The organism is Variovorax sp. 05N34 (assembly GCF_056397405.1).
The window spans coordinates 195,265-214,320 of record NZ_JBFTNI010000006.1; the positions used below are offsets into that span (position 1 = coordinate 195,265).

General features: G+C 59.8%; 8 protein-coding genes. 1 reads left to right on the top strand and 7 read right to left on the bottom strand.

Going from position 1 to position 19,056, the window contains the following annotated elements; translation table 11 throughout:
* Positions 1 to 94: 94 nt before the first annotated feature.
* Complete coding sequence (locus AC1DMA_RS17940; protein ID WP_478145057.1) at positions 95 to 1,312, top strand: hypothetical protein; 1,218 nt, start codon at positions 95 to 97, stop codon at positions 1,310 to 1,312.
* Between the two features lie 349 nt (positions 1,313 to 1,661).
* Here the strand turns inward: AC1DMA_RS17940 and avs1c are convergent, their stop codons facing one another.
* The 7 genes from avs1c to AC1DMA_RS17975 all read right to left on the bottom strand — a co-directional run bounded on the left by avs1c (position 1,662) and on the right by AC1DMA_RS17975 (position 18,999).
* A complete protein-coding gene (gene avs1c / locus AC1DMA_RS17945; protein WP_478145058.1) occupies positions 1,662 to 1,925 on the bottom strand; it encodes an AVAST type 1 anti-phage system protein Avs1c in 264 nt (87 codons plus the stop codon).
* 13 nt (positions 1,926 to 1,938) lie between these two features.
* Positions 1,939 to 7,761 (bottom strand): AVAST type 1 anti-phage system protease Avs1b, encoded by a 5,823-nt coding sequence (gene avs1b / locus AC1DMA_RS17950; RefSeq protein WP_478145059.1) that lies wholly within the window; start codon positions 7,759 to 7,761, stop codon positions 1,939 to 1,941.
* Positions 7,754 to 8,935 (bottom strand): AVAST type 1 anti-phage system MBL fold metallo-hydrolase Avs1a, encoded by a 1,182-nt coding sequence (gene avs1a, locus AC1DMA_RS17955; RefSeq protein ID WP_478145060.1) that lies wholly within the window; start codon positions 8,933 to 8,935, stop codon positions 7,754 to 7,756. The genes avs1b and avs1a overlap by 8 nt, the downstream gene beginning before the upstream one ends.
* Before the next feature lie 307 nt (positions 8,936 to 9,242).
* Positions 9,243 to 10,091, bottom strand: a complete 849-nt coding sequence (locus tag AC1DMA_RS17960; RefSeq protein WP_478145061.1) for a phospholipase D-like domain-containing protein — start codon at positions 10,089 to 10,091, stop codon at positions 9,243 to 9,245.
* Complete coding sequence (locus AC1DMA_RS17965; protein ID WP_478145062.1) at positions 10,081 to 12,312, bottom strand: hypothetical protein; 2,232 nt, start codon at positions 12,310 to 12,312, stop codon at positions 10,081 to 10,083. The genes AC1DMA_RS17960 and AC1DMA_RS17965 overlap by 11 nt, the downstream gene beginning before the upstream one ends.
* Position 12,313: 1 nt before the next feature.
* Complete coding sequence (locus AC1DMA_RS17970) at positions 12,314 to 16,525, bottom strand: DEAD/DEAH box helicase family protein (protein WP_478145063.1); 4,212 nt, start codon at positions 16,523 to 16,525, stop codon at positions 12,314 to 12,316.
* A complete protein-coding gene (locus tag AC1DMA_RS17975) occupies positions 16,522 to 18,999 on the bottom strand; it encodes a hypothetical protein (RefSeq protein ID WP_478145064.1) in 2,478 nt (825 codons plus the stop codon). Before AC1DMA_RS17975 ends, AC1DMA_RS17970 begins: the two co-directional genes overlap by 4 nt.
* Between the last annotated feature and the right edge of the window lie 57 nt (positions 19,000 to 19,056).

The following is a 19,056-nucleotide window of genomic DNA, read 5'->3' on the forward strand; positions in this document are numbered from 1 at the left end:
CCCGCACTTTGCACATGCGTCTTCGGCGCTGTGTCGCGGCGGCCTCGAGAGCGCGCTGCACCTGGCGGCAAAGCAGCTGATTGAAGAGCGGCGCGTGCTCTACCTCCCGCCACTCGTCGCCATGGTGGAGGGGCCCGGACAGTTCACGCCGGTGCTTCAACGCTCGGCGCTCCTGCGGCAAGGAGGAACGGTGTCACTCGCCGCTGTTCGGATGGAGCAGTCCCTGGGTGCAATACGGCCCGATTTGGTGGTGAACCACCAAGGCGGTGAGCTTCTGGTCGAGGTGGCGTACACGCACTTCGTTGATGCCGTGAAGCTCCAGAGAATCAAGAAACTGGGGCTCGGCGCGCTCGAAATCGACATCTCGGACCTGAAGACGCTGGACTTCGAGTCGCTCTCCTCGCGCCTATTCGACGCAACACCGCACAGTGCCTGGCTCTTTCATCCGGATTCGGCAGCGATGGAGGAAGACCTTCGCGCACAGCTTGCGGCGGATATCAAGGAAGACGCCTTCCAGGCACGGCAGGCATCCGCCCGCCGGCGCGCCGAAGCGCGAGAGCGTGAGCGGCATGTCCAAGAGCAAATTGCGCTCGCGGAACAGAGGGTCATCAAGGCGCAGAAGGCAAGACTTAACGCGGCGCGCTCGCGCCCGGAACAGTATGCAGCACTGCACGAAGCGGAGAAGGTCGCGCGTGCTCTCGAGTATCTGGGGCTATCGCGCGCCGGGGTCCCACCGTTTCTCTCGCAGCGCGTCCGCAACTACGGGGCCATTGCAGCGCGGCCTGAGACTTGGCAGCTCGGCGCGTACGCCTCGTTGATTTCCACTGCGCACGGTCGTGGGGTTGACGCCGTATCGACCCGCGAGGTGCTCGCATGGGTACGCGCTCGCTTTTGGGTAGACGAGAGCCGCGCAGACCCGGAGGTGGCTGTGTGGGACTTTCTGAGCGGCCTAGCCGAATGCCAAATCTTGGAGGAGCAGCAAGGGCAGCAGTTTCTGGTGGTCGCGACGGATTTCTCCGCGGCGCGCGAAGTGGCGCTGGATTCCGAGCGGCCCGGCAAGCATGCGCAAAAGTGGAGCCAGGATTTTCCGGACGGCGAGAGGTCCAGCCTGGTCGCCGGCGTGTTTGCGAGCATGTACGGGGCTGAGCGATTCTGGCGCGAGCTCGCGGAGCTTGTGCCGACAATTCGAGAACGCGAAGACCCCTTGGAGACGATGCGCCACTACGCGAAGAGTTCGTTGAACAATGCGGCGGCCCTGGCTCGCATTCGGCGCTTTTTCCTCAGTACCGGCTTCACTCGCCTTGCGCGTTGAGTGCGTGGGGAGACGAGCATCACATCTCAACGGATATGGGAGACGTGACGGCACTCACGAAATCAATCTCAATACGTGCCTGTTCAACGACAGGAGCCCGGGACCATCCGCGTTGCGGATGCCATCGGAGATGTTTTAGTCGCAGCTCCCGTCGATGGGAGCAACCGGCTGGCCGTTCAAGTTCTTAAATCGCGTCCGGCGAACGAATCACTCGTTGAGGCGAAGTCGCAAGCTCTACAGCCCCGGAGTCGGGGCTCCATCTCGGACTTGGGGTTCGATTTCGAAAATTCTTGCTTGTGGCAGCGGTCGTACTCCAAGAGCGTCGACACGAACCCACACCTCGCCTTATTCAACGTCCCTCGTCGTCGGACAGCATCTTCCCGAATTCTGAATTGCGCATCTGGTAGCTCGTGTTCGCATTCAACCGCGCCATCTCGTCGATACTGAGAAGGTCTATTCGTCGGTTCGGCAAGTAGCGCACATTGAGCAGGCTATCAGGCCCCCGCAGCCCCTTCGCGAAATGCATCATTCCGTTCTTCAGCTGCTCGCGCGCGAAGTTCATCCGCTCCTCGAACTCGGCCCTCGTGGAGGGCGTTTGCATCGGCGAAAACATTGTCTGGTACCCCCTAGAACTTACTCAGAACTGCTCGAACATTGCCATTGACCCTCAGAATCCATTGCATGTGCCAGCCGTCGGGCAGTGCAAGTGCGTTGCGCTCAATCGCCAGTAACGCGGCCTCATGACGACGGCTGGAAGCCAGATTTGTCACCGTGCTTCCGTGCCTCCAATGGTACCGAAAGGTGTTTGACGGCCGTGCCCCCACGAGCTGTAGGAAGCGAGGAGCTGGAATTGCCGGGCTAATGCAGCCTAAGTACGCGATAGCGGGCTGAGCTCTGCCACACACGGCGATAGGTTCCTCGGGCCCTGGGCGAGGAAGCTCGGTGGCCTTGAAGCTTGGCGGTGTCGGCCGCACACGTTGCTGCTGCCCAGGCGGGATGAGGTGCGCCGTCAGCTCCACGTGAACGATATGTCCCCCCAACTCCATGAAACACCCAAGGTCAAGGAACACCAGATTCCGATGAGACGGCGCAAAGCTGCGTTCCTTGCCGTTCTCCAAGGATGCGATGAGACTTGCCAGTAGGTCGTTCCCGTTGTCCGGTTCTACAAGACTTTCCGGGTTGTACGTCCGGAGCGCCGCTTCAGCCTTCTTCAGCGAGCTGACGGGCATGGGCTGGATGAGCGCGGCGTTCAGCGCGAAGCGTACGGTCGACGCCCAACGGCCGTTTGAGAACTCCGCGTTCTCTCGGCCGCCCTCAGCGACCAGAGCCTCCAACTCGCGTGCCGTTTTGATGCCCAGTGGCGAACAGCAGTCGGCCATCTGCGAGGCGAACGCCTGGAGTGCGTCGTCCGTCAAGAGGTCGAGTTCGGACAACTCGTACCAAACGCCCTGCAGCGACGGCGGCACATATTCAGGCGGCCTCAGGTCCCGGGCGGGAGCGGGCATGCCACTGCTGGCGCTGAAGCGGTCAAGTAGCGTCCTTGCAGCGGCCTCTGCGGATTGAGTGCCTCGTTTGCCCGCGCGCTCCGCGATTCGCATGAACGTGACGAGTCTGCTCAGATGTCGGCACTGCTCGCCGATTTGAGCAACATCCACGTGCGATTCAATGTGGTGCCAGACAGTGGCCGAATTTTCGCGTGAGAGGATGTCCAGTGTTGCCGCGGCGATGTCTGCGCGATTTCTCCTGTCCATCGAGAAGGCCAAAGCGGCGAGATTTGGGAGCCAAGCTCCATCCGAGCGGGCGAGCCACAAGAGCATGGATGCCGCGGCATCGCGCCGAGCCCAATTCGCGTGGTCGAGCGTCCAAAGCAGGAGCTCCAGGAGAGACTCAGACGCACTGGCGCGCGGGAAGGTCCCAATATAGGCAAAGGGGGCCGGCACGCCCTCGCCCACAATCTGCCTTATGTGGTCAATCGAAACCTCCAGGAGCGATGCCTGCTCCTCCGCAGCGACTTTCTCTCCCACAAGGGATATGAGGCGAGAGGCAACTACCCAGCGTTGGGTATGGCGCTCGTCTAGGGCCAGTGGTCCGTAAAGTCTGGCGAGTTCGTCTGCGCTTTGGACTTGAGCACTAATTAGTTCATCGGCAAACCTCGCCGAGTGGTTGTCCGCCCAGATGGACCATCCCGCTGTCTGCAGGGTCTTCAGGGCGTGAAGGCTCTCTTGGACCGCTGCGGCGAAATTCCGCCTTGTCAGCTGGTCGCGCGCCACTTCGAGGTGCGCGTCGGCGGGTTGCACGGCTGAGCGTTTACCGAACGTTCCAGGCAAGACGAAGCGGTCGTCGTCATCATCCGCTTGGGCGTCGTTGCCGGTGCGACTCTTCGTGGCGGCTTCGAGGTCCTTTTTTTCATCTTCTTCGTGGACCAGACCGAAGCTGGATGTGAGTTGATGGACCTGTTGGGGTTCCAGCTTGGACCTTGCTGCCTCAAGGTAAGGCTCGAATGGAGAGCGGGATTCAGGCGCAAGACCCGAGATAAGGCTCCTTAGCAGCAGCCAGGCTCGCTCGTCGTTCAACGAAGCCACAATCGAACGTACCCTGGCGCTCGCCAGCGCGAGGTCGTCTGGTCTGTCTGCCAGTTCCGAGATAATTGCGGCGTACTGGCGGCCCCAGTCCTTGAGGTGCCTCTCGTCCCCGTGCTGGTATACCTCCAAGAGCGCCCAGCGCAGCTGCCAGGTTGCTTGCCCCCCGACGTTGCGCAGAATTGCAAGCAAGGCCGCCTGCTCCTCCAGTGCGGCCCCAGGAAAGCGCATGCCGACGAGCTTCGACACCCGGTCGAGATTTCCGCTAGTCGCCTGCGAGAACAGCTCGTTGAGGGTGCCGCAGCTCTGGTGCTGAAAGTACTTGATGGCATCTGAGAAAAGGGAGCGACGGCAAAGCTCCCCGATGTAGTTGCCCTTGTCAGCACGTACATAGCGCTGGAAAGTCATCTCGCCCGTGGCGCGCTCCAGAAGGGTGGCAATCTGGGCGAGCGAAGTTCCTGCGACCGGTGAAGCGGCTGGCAGCGCCTCCAAGGTGCTTGTCATCATGGACAGCTGGTCCTCCTTGTACCAGCTGGGTCCCATAGAGAACGAGAGCACCATGCGGTAGGTCCTCAGCGCTTCTTCGTCCGCATGTAGCCGTGCGAGCAAGGGGACAATCTGCAGGAGCTCCGGAATGAGCTCGAACCTGTTCTCAACGTTCGCGGCGGCGTAGTCTCTCCAGCGCATCACCAGCGCAAAGACTTCGCCGGCATACGGGCCGCCGGATATACGTTCGATGAAAAGACGCAGCACCTTCTTAAGCGTCTTGCGAAAGCCCTCGTTGTAGAGGCCAAGCTGGATGTCGAATCCGCGCTCCAATGCATCAAGAAGAACAACTGCCTTGGCTGAAAAGCAGTCAAGCAACAGCTTTGCCAGCTGTTCGTAAAGCCGCGGCATTACGGCCTCGGGCAAGAGGTAACTCGAGTCCCAATGGATGCGCGATTCAAACGTGAATGCCAACGAGGGCAGGAGGTCGTCAGCTACGAATGACCACACCGCATCCAAGGCAAGCTGGTCGCCTGTAGCGAAGGCCCGGCGGGCCTTGCCATCGCACCATGCAAGCGCTCTGGCGAGGACCTGTAGGTCCTGCTCCCAATCATCGACTTTCGGAGTCCGCACCGAAGGCGTGGTGTAGCCCTCATCGAGGAACGCGGAAGCCCGCAGATGCCGAATCGCACTGTCGAACCCGGATTCGTCCGGGTCGGACCGGTTCTCCTTGTAGAAGGGCAGTGTCCCGTTACCCAGGTCAACCCCTGCGGAGTACGTCTTCACGAGGCTCGGAGTTGCACCTGCTTCAATCAAGGCATCGGTGAAGAAGAAACGCCGGTCGTCTGTCTCCAGGGGTGCGTCGATGACTCTGGCAATGTCTTCGAGCAGGAGCGCAACCATGTTCTGGTTGAGCGCGATGCCGTAGAGTTCCGAGTACATCTGGGCATGCACCAGCGTCTGAAGGAAGATGAGCAGTTGGTGGCTCAAGTCCACGTCCATCGGCAGCTTATGTTCCGAGAACGGTCGGTACTCAGCCTTCAAGCACAGTTGGGCGCCCGCCATCTCACCTGAGAGCTTGCGAAGGATTTCGGCCCCTTCCTCTGGCGAGAACTGGCTGTCGGGGCCGCGCAAGAAGCCTTCGACGATGGCTCGCAAGAACCTGGTGATTGGTGGGTCTCCGCCTGCAGCCCTTTCGAGGGAAAAGGCGTGAATTCGAAGGTTTATCGCGGTAAAGAACTCTCGACGGGTTACGCCGTCACCGGAGCGCATCTTGTCAAATACGACATTGATTTCGCGTTGAACAAGTTCCAAGACATCTAATGTCAGCTCTGTGCTGCCCCGCTGCGTCAAGGCATATGCTACGGAGAACGCCTCGTCGGCTGAGACGACCAGGCGCCCATTGCGTACGACGTGTCGAAGTGCGCTTTCCGTCTTTCCGAGCGCGACAAGTGCGCTGGCCACTAGCTCAGCGGACTGGACGAAAAGTACGTCGTACCGGAAGGTCAGTCGCTGCGAGAGCAGCAGAAGACGGATGATGTCGAGGGCCGTGCCCACTCTGGTTGCTGCTGCTAGCGTCTCGTCGATGTCCGAGAGCAAGACATCTGGCTCCGCTCCTCGCAGCACCGAGTCGTCAACCCATGCCTGCTGACAGTGCGCAAGCGCCTGCAGTTGCTGCTGCTCGCCGCCTCGCAGCGCGTGGTAGACCTTGTTGAGAACACCGTAGTCACCGCTCTGGCGGGCGGCGCAAAAGCCGACCAAGCGGATGTGCACCCATTCGCCGATGAGTGCAGTCTTGTGGACGACAAACTGCGAAAACGAAGGGTGGTAAATCGCGGTGTTCTCTGGGCTGGCAAGCAGGTGCCGAACCCGCAGCAGGGTTGACGGCAAGACCGCCAGTTCGGCAGGGCTGAGCATGCACGTCATGGTGGCGACGGAAATGCCCCAACGCAGGCGGGCGATGATGCCTAGTAGGTTGACAATGTCGTTGTCCAGCGCGAGCTTGGACCAAATCGTCTCGTAGTAGTCCTCAATGGCGCCACTGAACACCGGCAGTTCAGCGATGTCGACCTCAGAGGCGCCGCTGTTGACTAAGTCGGTTAGGTAGCGCAGGTAGAGCGGGTGGCCCATCGCGCGGTCACAGAGGGCCGCCACGATTTGCGTCGTAACCTTGTCGTCGTCCAGATATCCGGTGCAGACCCCGTACTGAACGTCCCGCTCCAGGGTGGGAAGCGTCAAGCGCTCAGCGCCTTGCAGAATGGGCCCAAGGCTCGCGGCAAGGGAGTCCAGCCCAACGCCCGTGATGACAATCTTCAGGCCATCAGGAACGCGCTGCGGTAACAGTCCAACCAATCGCCTTAGGGTTTCGACGCCCGCGAAGGCCGCTTCGTTGATGCCGTCGATAAAGAGTACGCCAGTCTTGCCGGCCTTTTTACTGCGCGCGGCCAGCGACTTGAGCACTTCGCCTGTCTGCTCAATTAGCTGGCTATACGTGAGGTCCATCAGCCTTGCTGGCCTGCCGGTCGCCCGCGTGGAGAGGAGCGAGTTTGCCCAGTCGAAGAAGACCTCTGGTTGGACCTGTTGGGCCGGCGTCGCCCCGCTGGCGCTGTCAGTGAAGTGGTACACGCCAAGGTTTTCTACCGCTGGCGACTGGGGACTGAACATTGAGCAGTACGTCGACTTGCCCACCCCGTGTGAGCCCTCTAAAAAGAGGTAGCCGGCGCCCTTCTTTTCGATGCTCGATTCGAAGAGTTCATCGAATGCGGGCCGCGTACCAAAATCTTGTGCCGCGTTGCCGCTCAAAGGCTCCTGTGGCAGGAGGGCGTTAGCCTCCAGAAATGCCTTGAGCTTCTCGAAACTCACAGCACCTAGCGCACTGTCGATGTTGAGCCGCAACAGTCCTTTGCAGACTGACCCCACCACCAATGCCGAACCAGAAAGGCCTTTGTAGTTCGACAGGTGCGTCCCAGGCTCAACTGAGAGGTCCAAGTCCATGCGGTGCACCCGCTCGGCGAGCACTTGCTGAATCTCACCTTTAACGACGTGACCAAGCTGCAATTTCGCCACTGGGTAGCCGAAGGCATTCCACTTTTCGCCTGGCCGGAGGCCTTTAGCGCTGATGGGTATGGGTTCAAGCTGGAGAGGGGCAAGTAGCTGCAGCAGACAGACATCCAGGTCCTCGTCGTATGGACCAGCCGCTGTGGTGTGCTCGATTGCGGCTGTGCCCGTGCCGAATCGAACCACGACTGGCTCGCCCGCAGTCACTGCTGCCTCGACGCAGTGATATGCCGTGAGTACGAGGTTCGAAGAGATGAGCCATCCAGTGCCCACTTCGTCTTTGCCGACCACTTGACAGGTCGCCTGCTTGATTTCTTCTTCAGTCAAATTGAACTTCTCCCACCTGAATCCATTCGTTATCAACTACACGCACAGTGAAGGCTGTTCCAGACCTCGAGGCATGCGCCCTCAATCGCTCAGATGCGGCCGTCTCATAGTTGAAGAACAACTCCCGTTCGAACGGCGCCGGCCGGTCCACGATTTCCGCCAGGACCTCGAAGTCCGGGTGCCCGTGGCGGCTTCCATCGCTTGAGATGAGAAAGCACGGGGAATCTGCGACCGAGAGCAACTCCACGCTCGTGTTCCGGAGGCTGCCGTGGTGCGAGACCTTGATGGCGTCGAAGATGAGTGGGGCAGCTGCTGGCTGCATGGCCCTGAGCTTGGCAACAGTGTCCTCTGCCCAGGCATCCCCCAGCAAGAGAAGCCGAGTGGTCCCCGCGGAGATGATGAAAGCAATGGAACTGCCGTTCGAGATGGACGTGTCCGGCGTGTAAACGTCTGCCAAACGCAGATTGGCGCTCGCCGCAATCGACACTGCCTTCGGAGCAGTTGGCGGCGGCGCACTAGCGCACCACATCTCATACGCATCGTCCAAGAGGTCACTGGCATCCAATGAACCGCTGTAGCCCAGTTTTCGGAGCTCGCGCAGCCACAAGTCCCTCAACGCATCGAGGCGCTCGGGCTTCGGTCCGATGACTTGGATGTCCACGTTGCCTCCGACGGACATTGGGGCGGTGCCATCGCTAATGCAGTTCGTCCCGTCCCCGGAGTTCCAGCTGTAGGCGTACTGTCGAAGGAGCTTGCCAAGCGAGCTTCCTTGTCGAGCGCTGATGGGGTTGGCCGAAGCGACTGCCGCGTCCTGGTATCCACGCCGGCGGATGGCTTCAAGAACCATGCGGTCGTTAACGTTCCCGAGCCTCGAGGTTGAGGTAGGCAGCGAACGTAGGCTGTTGTGCCAGACGGCGCCAACCTCTATGCCACGTCTTTCCGAGGGGCCGTTGAGAGAGAAGAACTCAAGTAGGCCTCCGATGTGGTCGCCGTCAATGTGTGTGCAGATGACCAGGTTGAGCCGCCCGCCGTGAGCCGCCAGCTGTGCCAAGTCTGTCGCGATGTAGTCCTGATAGGTACTCGCAAAGCCACCGTCCACGAGGATATGCGGGCCGCCAGCGTCAACAAGGAACGCATCACCGTTCTTCGCCGGATACATCTTAACTCTAGTCATAAGTTGCTGCGGGTTGAGTGGCGATGAAGGCCATCCGTGAGGGTGGCTCGTTCAGTGTGTCGTTGGCGCATTGTGCAATTCCTCATCTGATATTGCGTCCTGCAGTACGACGCCCATCTCAGCTTGCCTCGTTTGAGCGACGGTCCTGGCTTGGCTCGGCGGCAGAGGGCCAATCGAGGTGCTGGTAAATGCCTCGGTTGTGTCAAACCCGAACGACAACGGCCCCGCTGCGACCGTCGAGGCCTTTGATTCAGTGAAAAGCACCAATATAGGGAGTGCCCCCGCGAGTTGCCGATGCACTCGCAACCTAGGTCATGCGGCCCGAAACCGCACGAACGGCGTGAAGCAGTTCTGCGATGCGGCAGGCAGCCTGTCCCCGAACATAGAGCCCAAGCTCCAGGGAATGCTCAAACGACCACTGGTTCATGTTTGACGAACCGACATACGCTGAGTGGTCGTCGGCCAGGACGGTTTTTGCATGAAACGTCTCATTGCCCGGTGCTCCGGGCCGGTCAAGCCGAAAGTTGACGACGTCGACACCCAGAGTGGTCAACTGCGCCTCAACCTTTCCCAGCCCTTCAGGGGGGAGGCCCTCTTTAGTGGCCCGAAGGATAAGGCACTTGTCTGGAGCGAGGGTGTTCTCAAATAAGTTCATGACGACCTCGGCGCCAACATCATCGAAAAACGGTGTCATAACTACAAGCGAAGACTTTGCTGCGCCTGCTATTGCGGGGAGCAACTGTTTGGTATCGCGAAAGCCCCAGCCCCCAGAAAGCATGCTCTCGAGTTTGCGCGAAACTCGACTGGGCGCCGGCGGCTTGGTGAGCACTACTTCCACCAAGTTGGCGTCCTGGTGCACCCGCATTCGATACAAACGTGCGCCTTCAAGCAGCGGCGCAAGCCGGGCCGCCAACGCGCTGTCACGAGAGTGCCAACTGAGCGGGCCGGCTCGGCCAAAGATGCCAACTTGGAGGCCAACGGACAGAGCACGCTCAAGGTCCCCCGCGCGGGCACGCGGCAGCCCTATCCGCGTGCAGATGCGATGAATGCTTGACGGCAGGTCCAGCCGGTTCTCACCCGCAGCCGCACAAAGTGCCGCGCTGACCTCAGCATGAGGTGCCAATGCGTCGAACGCTACTAGCAGGTCAGAGCTCATCGCCTTCGTTGATTAACTCAAGAAAGCCCCGAATGCGTTGGCCCTTGTGCGTCAGGTCTTCGCGCGGCGGCGGTCCGCCCTTCAGTACTGCGCGCGATAGGAGCTGATTCTGAGCCACGCAGGATGTCTCAGGAATCATGATGCAGTCTGGACAGGCGCCGCCAGCTGTGTCGCAGAGACGGCCAGAGTTGCAGCGGTGCGTGGACGGTTCCAGGAGTCGAGCTAAGAATCGATTGTGCTCGTTCCGCCAGAGTGCCGACAGGTTGCCCAGGTCCATAGTCGTCCCGTTACGGTACACGACAAAAGCCAAGTCCAAGGGAAAGATGTACTCGCCCATGGAGCCGAGGTCTAACCCAGACAGCTCGGCGATGTTCTTCATGAGAGCGTGTGCGTATGTGTGTAGCAGGGTGTAGACGTAGCGGTAAGTGGCAGCTTCACCCTCTTTCAGGAGCGAGAAGTAGCGCCCAAACGGTTGGGCCACTTCAAGCAGGCGGCCACCGAGTCTGACCGCGCCGCCTTCATCCCAGTCCGGAAGGTCGCGAACGCCAACGGCCTTCAACCAGGCATACACCGCTTTCGCATCTAGCCTAGCGTAGACCGCCTCGTTCGCCTGTGTAACGACGTAGATAGGCCGCTTGCTGTTGCGAAGGGAATCAAAGAGACGCAAGCGAACGGGCACATTTTGCCCACGCTTCTCAAGGACGGGTGTGGCCGACACACGGGTGTAGCCGTGTGTGAATCGACAGAGGTCGAACTCGCGAATCAATCCAAGGTCTGCAAAACCAAGCTTGTCCATCAAACGGGCAGTCTCCGCCTCCTGAGTTGCCTTGGCGGCTACGTCCTTGGGAGCGAGGTCGTTGTCAAGGTGGTTGAACCTCACGAACTTCGCGCGGCTTCCGTCCGGCGGAGCAGAGAGCTTGCCCCTGTTCAACGCCTCATGCTCTACCGCCAAGACGAACGGGTCAAAGCGGCTCGTGTATTCGCTCCGCAACGCCATCTGCGTCGTGACGGCGGGTGGCAGTTCAACCCTCGGACGCACAAGTGGCGGTTCACTCGTCGTCCAACGCGTGACCAGCTTCTTGAGTTCGCCTTCCATCATCGCTTGGGCGTCTCCATCCTTCGTGCCCTTCGCGAAGTCGCGCAGCTTTGAAAAGTTCTCGTAGGATTCCCATTCACTTGATTTGCCTGCAGCAAGGAGCGCGTTCCTCATGTCGTCAGGCGCGACTTCGCCGCTCGTGAATCGGAACTGGGTGCCGATGAAATCAGCGAGTTCAAGTTGCCGTTGAGGCTCAAGCAAGGTTAGCAGTTGGTGCTCAGACTCGGGGAAGAGTACAAACTGGTCCGCTTGGGCGTAGAAGGCCGATGACGCACGATAGGAAATTGGCTCCATGCGTCGCTCCCCGACCCGCTTATCCATGCCAGGCCGGTCTCGGAACAGCTCGGTGGTGAATTTGTCGTTCTGTCGCCATTCGTCAGAGCCCTTGTGACCACAGGTCGGGTTCGCGCAGTAGAAGTGCCACTTGCCAATTCGGGGCGAGTCGGTGTTCAACTTGAAAGAGTTGCCGCCGCAAACGGTGCATTCCTCTCCATGCAATCGAGAGGTTCCGGAGCGCGTGCTCCACTCCCATCGTCCCGGGGTAACGGGCATCCACTCGCCGGACCAATGCACGAAGACGACGTCGACCTGCCGCCATTGACACGGCCCTTTGGTCTCGGGTGCCGTGCACCTTGTCTTCCTCATGTCGTGCAGGCTTCTTGACAAGTCATGAGCGGACTCGAACCTCTTGAAGAGCCGGCACTTGTTGCAGACAAAAGTAAGTGGTGCCGGTGCATAGCCCATCCGCAAGGGGCTCAAGAAGGAAATGCGGTCACCTCCCAAGGGCACCACTGAAGCACCTTTCAGCAACGCTTCATCCAGACATTGTTCGGGGCCGATTGGCCTGTCGGTAGAACCTGTCGAGTAAGCGCGCGAGAACCATGTTTGCCAGATTTCTTGCAGACGTAGGATGATTTGAGCTTTCGTCGTGGCTGTGATGGGAGCATCGTCTACTGATGCTGACAGGTCAGGAATGGAGATGCACGCGCCCAGGCCACCCTCAAATGTGAAGAATGCACCCGGCGCGTAGGCGGAGCCGAGTTGGCCGCGTGAACGCGCCATTGTCGGAGCGCTCAGCGTCTTGTCGTCTTCGTCTGAGCCCAGAAATGCCCGCTTTGATGCCATATCAGTCTCCAGTCTGTGCGTTGTCAGAGCCGCTGTTGTCAGCCACGCCGTTGCGCACGAGGTCCATAACCAATTGAACTTCAGGAAGCGTTTGCCGATGTCCAGTGGCGTCCCGGAGAGAGGCCTGAATCACCCCGCCTTGGTCAACGTCCCGAAGGGATGTCATGGGTTTGAGCATGGGGTCGGTCTGGCCCTTGAAGAAACCGTCCATCGTCCCGCTACCCCAAACGGGGCTACTCCAAGTGTCCACAATCAGGTTGCGTGTGCGCTGGTCGATGCGACGTCGATAGTGCTCTTCGCCCTCGGGCGAAAAACCATCGCGCAAACCCACAGCCAACTCGATGAACTTGTCGATTTCATCAAGAAATGCGTCTCCGCGAGCGCGGAACTCGGCCCGAACATTGGGTATGAAGCTGAAATCAGGCGTCTTACCCTTCTCATCATCAGGGAGCCGCAGCAGTTCGCGGCTGGGAACGACTCCCAGCAAGTAGGCTTGAAAGAGGCTCGGGAATACGCGCTCTATGGCTTTCTCAGCCCATCGGTCGATGGCCGCAGGCTGAACCATGCGCTCCAGGAAGCGATGAAATATGTCGAAAACGTGCACGATATGGCGGTCCCGTCGCCGCTGCGGTGTCGGAACAAGAACAACGAAGCCAATGTGTGTACGCCCTACACGCGAGGAGGCCTGAATGTACTCAGCGATGTCCGAGGGCATGCCGGCGAAAAACATCGAATTGAATTCATCAACATCGACGCCATGCGAGATGGCGGAGGTAGCAATTACGGACCGCAACTGCTCCCGAATAGGAGGCAGAACCTCGCCTGGATTGACTCGCCTCTGTGCGGTGTCGACCACCCCTTGAATTTCACCTTGCTCGACAGAGCCGGTGATGAGGCGAGTGTCGATGCCCTCCAGAGGAATGCCTTCGTTCAAATGACGCTTGCGGGTCTCCTCGGCCTCCGCCGACATGATTTGGTCGCCGCCCTTCTTGTTGGTCACATAGGTCAAGGCGATGCGGTGCAGGTCGACCAGCGTCGCCAGCTCCGACGCACTCGCGGAGCCAAGGGCCTGTCGATGAAGGTCCTGGAGGGGGCCGGACGAGATATGGCTCATCAGTTGCGCCTTCGCCTCCTCCAGCCCTGCATCACCGCCCATTGTGAGCATGTCGAACAGGCGGGTTACGCTGAGATGGAATCCGGACAAGACCGACACGCTGGTTGACGTATGGGGTTTGCCGTTGGTCATGAACGCGGTGTAGACCCGGGCTTGTCGGCTCGCTACCTCGACGTCTTGATTCTCGCGTCGCTTCGTCTCGTTTAGCGCAGCCTCGGAAGGCTCCGAGTAGAACGACTCGTAGAGAGATGGACCGGGCTCAGGGAACTGTGTTGCCGGGATGGACCGTTGATAGAGATGTTCGAGTTGACGTTCTGGGTCGGACACCGTCGCTGAGGCCGCAATCACCTTTGCCCGGCGCCGTCGACCCTGCCCGTCCGCCGCCACGAGTTCGCCCAATGGCTTTGATAGGTGAGCAAAGATGGCATCCAGCGTCGATTCGAACAGGCCCGCGAACGTTCCGAGCGACTCGTCGAGTAGGTGCGCCTCGTCCTGGATGATTAGGCTAGGGAACGGGTCGTGGAACAGTCGCTGGCCACCTTTGTAAGCCGGATACACACCGGCCATGCCCTTCGCGGTTGGCCCTGCTGCAAGCTCTTTGTTCTCTGGAACGAAGAGGCGTCCGGTTGCGGGCTTGTACCAAGGGGCGGCGCCAAACATTCCGTATATGCGACGAATAGTGCGCCCCGAATGCCCGATGAGCGCAAGCTTGTCTACGGTGCCCAGAAGCACCGCCGGTGCCAAGTCGTAGATGTCCTCGTCAACGATGTAGAAGGGCAATGGCTTCCAGGCACCGTCGTTCGAATCACACCTGATATCTGTACAGACATGACCCAGGGTTTGGTCACCGTGGTCTACGAAGAGGCGCAAGGCCGTCTCACTTCCGCAAAACGGACACTTGGGCAGCTTCCGCCACGCCCGCATTGCCGCGGAGTACTTGGAGTCGTTTTCCCTCAGGCTCTCTTCGTTGGCCAAGCTGGGAGGTGCCGCGCTAACCAGCGGGATGCTCTTGACACCTTTGGTGCTGTGCCGATTTGGAGAGCCACCACTCCCCACCCAGAACCCAATTGACAGCGACTCACCTCCATAACCGTTACGCCGTCGCACACGTTCGCCGTGCGCTAGGACCCGCGCACAACGCTGCGCTTGCTGTATCGTGAGGAGCCGAAGCGGGTATCGAATCAGCGAGGTTACGCCGCGATGCTTGCCCCGCAAGCGGTCAAGCATGAGATTGAACAACAGCAGACCGAAGAACGCTTCGGACTTACCGCCACCGGTCGCAAAGTAGAGCAGCGTGACTGCATCATCGCGCTGCTCGTCGAAGTGATGCACGAACTCCGGCATGCGCGAAGCCAGACACGGGATGTTGGCAACGACAAACGCAAGCTGGAAAAGCCGCCATTCGTTGTCGTCTCGTTTGAATCGGGCCTTCATGAAGTCGGCCATCGCCTCATTCATCGCCAACCACGCCTCGAAGACAATGGCCTTCTTGTCCGCTTGAGCGCCACGCGTCCTCCACGCCGCTCTTGACTCTCTTAGGCACTCGAGGCCGGCCGCGACCGAGTTCAACTCGGACCGCCATTTTGCGAGGTCGCCCTTAAATGCTTCGGTCTCGCGGGCCGCTCCGACACTGTCGGCAGGCTCCAAGCCCTCCACCGGGTCGATTCGCGACGGCAGGTTCTTCAGCCAGGCGTCCATTGCGGGCACCAGTGGCGCCAAGCCCTCAAGCCCGGTCGGCGTACTGAGCTCTCGAACCGACCGTTGCACGCCGTTAGCACTGGTCGGCACGATACGAGGTTGTGTGTACCTCGGCGACCAAGTGGTCCGGAGGATTCGCAGGTCTGCCGTGGATTGAACTTGTTCAACCCCGCAGTTGTGGCCCATGGCCGGATAGGCCAGATACTTGTTGTACCGGTAAGAGGGCTCGATGCGCTCCAACTTCAGCGGCTGATGCAACGATGTAGGTAACTCAAGCCGCAAGGAGACCTGAAAAACAGACTCCTCAGTCTCATCGGCGAACTGCCTCGGCATCTGGCTGACATTCTCAAGCGCGACGAAGAGGTTGCGTTTCGACTGGTCAAGCCAGTCCGCGTGTAGTTCCAGGTCCCAGGATAGCAAGATGTCCGGAATCGCGATGCGTAAGTCTGACTTGCGAACTCGGTCGAGAAAGTCGTTCCAGTTGGTGTATTGGCTAGCTGGAATCTGCAACTGGTGTCGATATCCCCAAGCTTTACCACCCGCCCCGGGGTCATCGGACTTGACCCATTCCTGCAACCGCTTGCGCACCGCCGCATTCATAAGCGCAGCGTGGTCTGCTATGTCAAGTTCAAGCTGCTCGACTGACTTTGCAGTGTCAATTTCGAGTTCGGGCAGCGTCACATTGAGGCGCAGCCATTTGTGGGGCACGGAAAGCGGCTCGAAGTGCTCATCCTTGATGGGAAAACTGGAGGTGGTCGGTGCTTCGACCCCTTCCTTCGCAGAGTCGCCAGCTTCGTCGTCGGCGCTTACGCCTTCGACCGGGGTCATATCCTCGGCGGCTTCTTGTGGTAGGTCGGAAGTGAGGAATCGGTGTGGAATCCCTTTCTCGACATAGATTGCTTCGACAATCTTGGCTCGAGTCTCAGCCCATGTTGGATGCTTCCACCGAGAGGTGTATTCACCCTTGACCCGCTCCCATGCCTCGTTCAGCCTCGTGTTCCGCTCGGCTTTCAGCTCATCAACGATAGCTCGACGAAGCATGAACACGGGGCGGCAGTTTTGCCGCTTGAGGTCGTTTTCCTCAGGCAGCACGCGGACGTATAACGACAGATTAGGGGAGACCTTGACCACCGAAGGCGATTCGACGTTGAGCTGGAGCTGTATTCCGTGGGATGAGACCCAAATCGGCGAAGTCACCTCATCGTCGCCAGACGGGTCCTTCTGCGGAAGAACGAAGCCCGAGTTGAGCAGTGCTCGCGGGCGAGCGCCGAAGAGGTACTGGCCACTGGGCCCGCTGCCACTGAGTTCTGCATACGTGAGATTCAGGAGCCCATCCACGACTGCCTCCTTGAGTGTCGACGGGACCAAGGCGGGGTCGGAGCGAAGGACTGGCTGGTTCATTTTTTTACCTCCCTCAGTGGGCTAGCATGTTCGACGGTCACGACGTTTGAGCGTGCCCTGTCGAAGAGCGTCGCCAGAGTCTGGCGTTTGATGCCCGAGTTAGCCATGGCTGACTCAGGCTGCAGCAACATGTAGGCGTAGATGTCAGAAACGTGCCGTCCGTCCAGGCGCCTGGAGTTGCGGACCGCCATGATGACCCGTTGCCACTGGTACGCTGCCTCTAGCGGGGAAAAGCCAAGGACCTCAGCGAAGGCCCTGAAGGCCGATTCACGCAGGGGTGCCTGGGGCCTAAGTTGCTCGAATGGCGTGTTCGTCGAGTTGCCGAGGTCAATCCAGTGACGCATGGCCTGTTCCTTAGCAAGGTCAGCGTCCAGCCGCCCATCAACCGCAAGGATGGCCTGCCGCATAGCTCGAACCTTGTCTTGAACAGTGCCGGTCGGGAATCGCAGGCTGAAGCGCTTCTGGACCTGCTCGTGATAGCTCCTCAGAGCAGCTTCGAAGGATTTGTCTGTTTGAATCGGAACGCCGGCGTCGCGAAGCACCTGCTCAACCATCTCCCGCAACTCCGCTGACATCAGGAAGAGTTTGTCTCCAGGTTCGAGCGAGCGGACCTGGCACGTACGGAAGCCAACATCGGAGGCGTACCGGGAGGCAGGGTCATAGACGTAGACTTCGGAAGTTTCGCGTCGGAACTGCGTTGCGCCACTCTCAAGTCGAATTGCCCAAGCGTCAGGGTCTAGCTCGTGGTCACGCGGTGCAATTTCAGAGGAGAGCTCAACACGGAAGGTCGGCAGGACGTAGTCGCCCGTTGAGAGCACAGAGGCATCCTCGGGTAGGTCTTTGAGCTGCCGGAGGATTGATTCCATGCGAGGCTTGTAGGAGCGAAATTCCGGATATGTTTCTGAAATTGGCTTCAGAGTTGCCCTCAAGAACTGCCCTGCTCGCTGGGTCAACAACACGACCGAGTGCGCTGGTATGCGGTCGTCCGTCAGGAGCATTCGGAGGCAGTCCTCATTCAGGCCAGCAAATACCAGAGTGGACCCGGGGAGCCTATTGAGATGCTCCTCAAGGTGAGCTGCTGATATGAAGTCGACACGCTCCTGGAACGAGCTGAAAGCGACACCTCCAGGGTATTGGTCGTAGGCTCGGAGGAAGCGCTCCGCAAGCCGCCGATACAGAGTGTTCGTGAACACCACTGCGACGCGTTCCCTCTTGCTCCCGGCTGCGATGGAAACCAGGCTTGCGAGCTTGTGCGCGAAGGGCGTTGCCTTGTCGTAGTTGCCGTAGAGGCTCGACGCCCTACTCAGGCATTCCAGCAACGCCGGACGGTCTTTGCCGACACCGACGCCRCGTTCGAATTCGTTGACTGCCCCAAGGTGGGATGGCCAGTCGAAAGCGACGCGGGTTCGGTCGGAAACGTCTGGGCCCGCCAGATACTCGGCCATGTGCGTCACTCCGCAAGGGAGTGCCGCGATGCGTGAGATGTAGCTCGCGGCCTCCACCAACGCACGCGCTCCTTCCTTTCCGCCAGGGGCATCCTGCGCGATGCGAACGAGGCGGTTGGCCACCTTCGCGACCGCTGAGTCGACGATGTGCACATCGAATTCACGGGGTGACGGATGTGGCGCCTCGACAGCGCCGGGTGCATGCAGTCCATCGGCGTCGACTGTGCTTGGAACTCCGAGGATGCTGAACTCGTGAGGTGTTCTCCAGCGCCGCGGGTGCTCGCGTTTGTTGTTCTGCTCCCAGAGTTCGTTCTTGAGCCGATTTGCCGCATACGGCTCATCTGTGACAACAACCACACCCGGGGGCTTCTCGGGGAAGACTTCCTCGAGCATGATGCAGAAGCGCGCCAAGCGTCCCCTCCATCCGGGCGCTTCCGACCGAACGGCCCGGGTCGCGACAATCATGACGACTTCAGGTGAGCCGAATCGGGCTAGTTGACGACACGCACGCCGCAGGTCGGCCTCGCTCGTTCGCCCATCGAGCGCGAAAAGTGCGTCGGGTGCCGTGGCAGGTTGGCCGAAGGCCTCGCTGTTCTGTTGGAGAGCTTTGGCGCTTGTTCGGCGGAGGAGCTTGGCTCGAATGAGAGCCAGTAGTCTTTCGTGGCAAGGCTTCCAACCATCAAAGTCAATTGGGGCAAGGAAGAGGGGCAGTAGCTCGCCAATGGTTGGATTGAAGGGTTCGTCTTCAATCTTCGGGAGGCTGCGGTCGGTCAGCCAAAGGTGGAAGGCGTCTTTGCTAGGGAGTGACCTCGTGACCTTTGTGTTGGACGGGTTCACTTCCGAGAGGGCTCGAGCAATCTCGAGTACTGCCTTGCGTTCGAAGTGGATGTGATTCAGTGGATGGAACGCATTCGACTTGACGGGAAAGACCAGGCCGCGGATTCCCAACTTGTCGCCGTCTTCCCAGCGCGCGAGAGTGGCAAGAGCGTGAACCATCGTCAACGTTTTGAGAGTTGCGGGCCAGACCATGGCGATGTGCCGAGACCGATGCTCGGCAGCGTGCAGATATAGGTCAGCTAGTGCAAC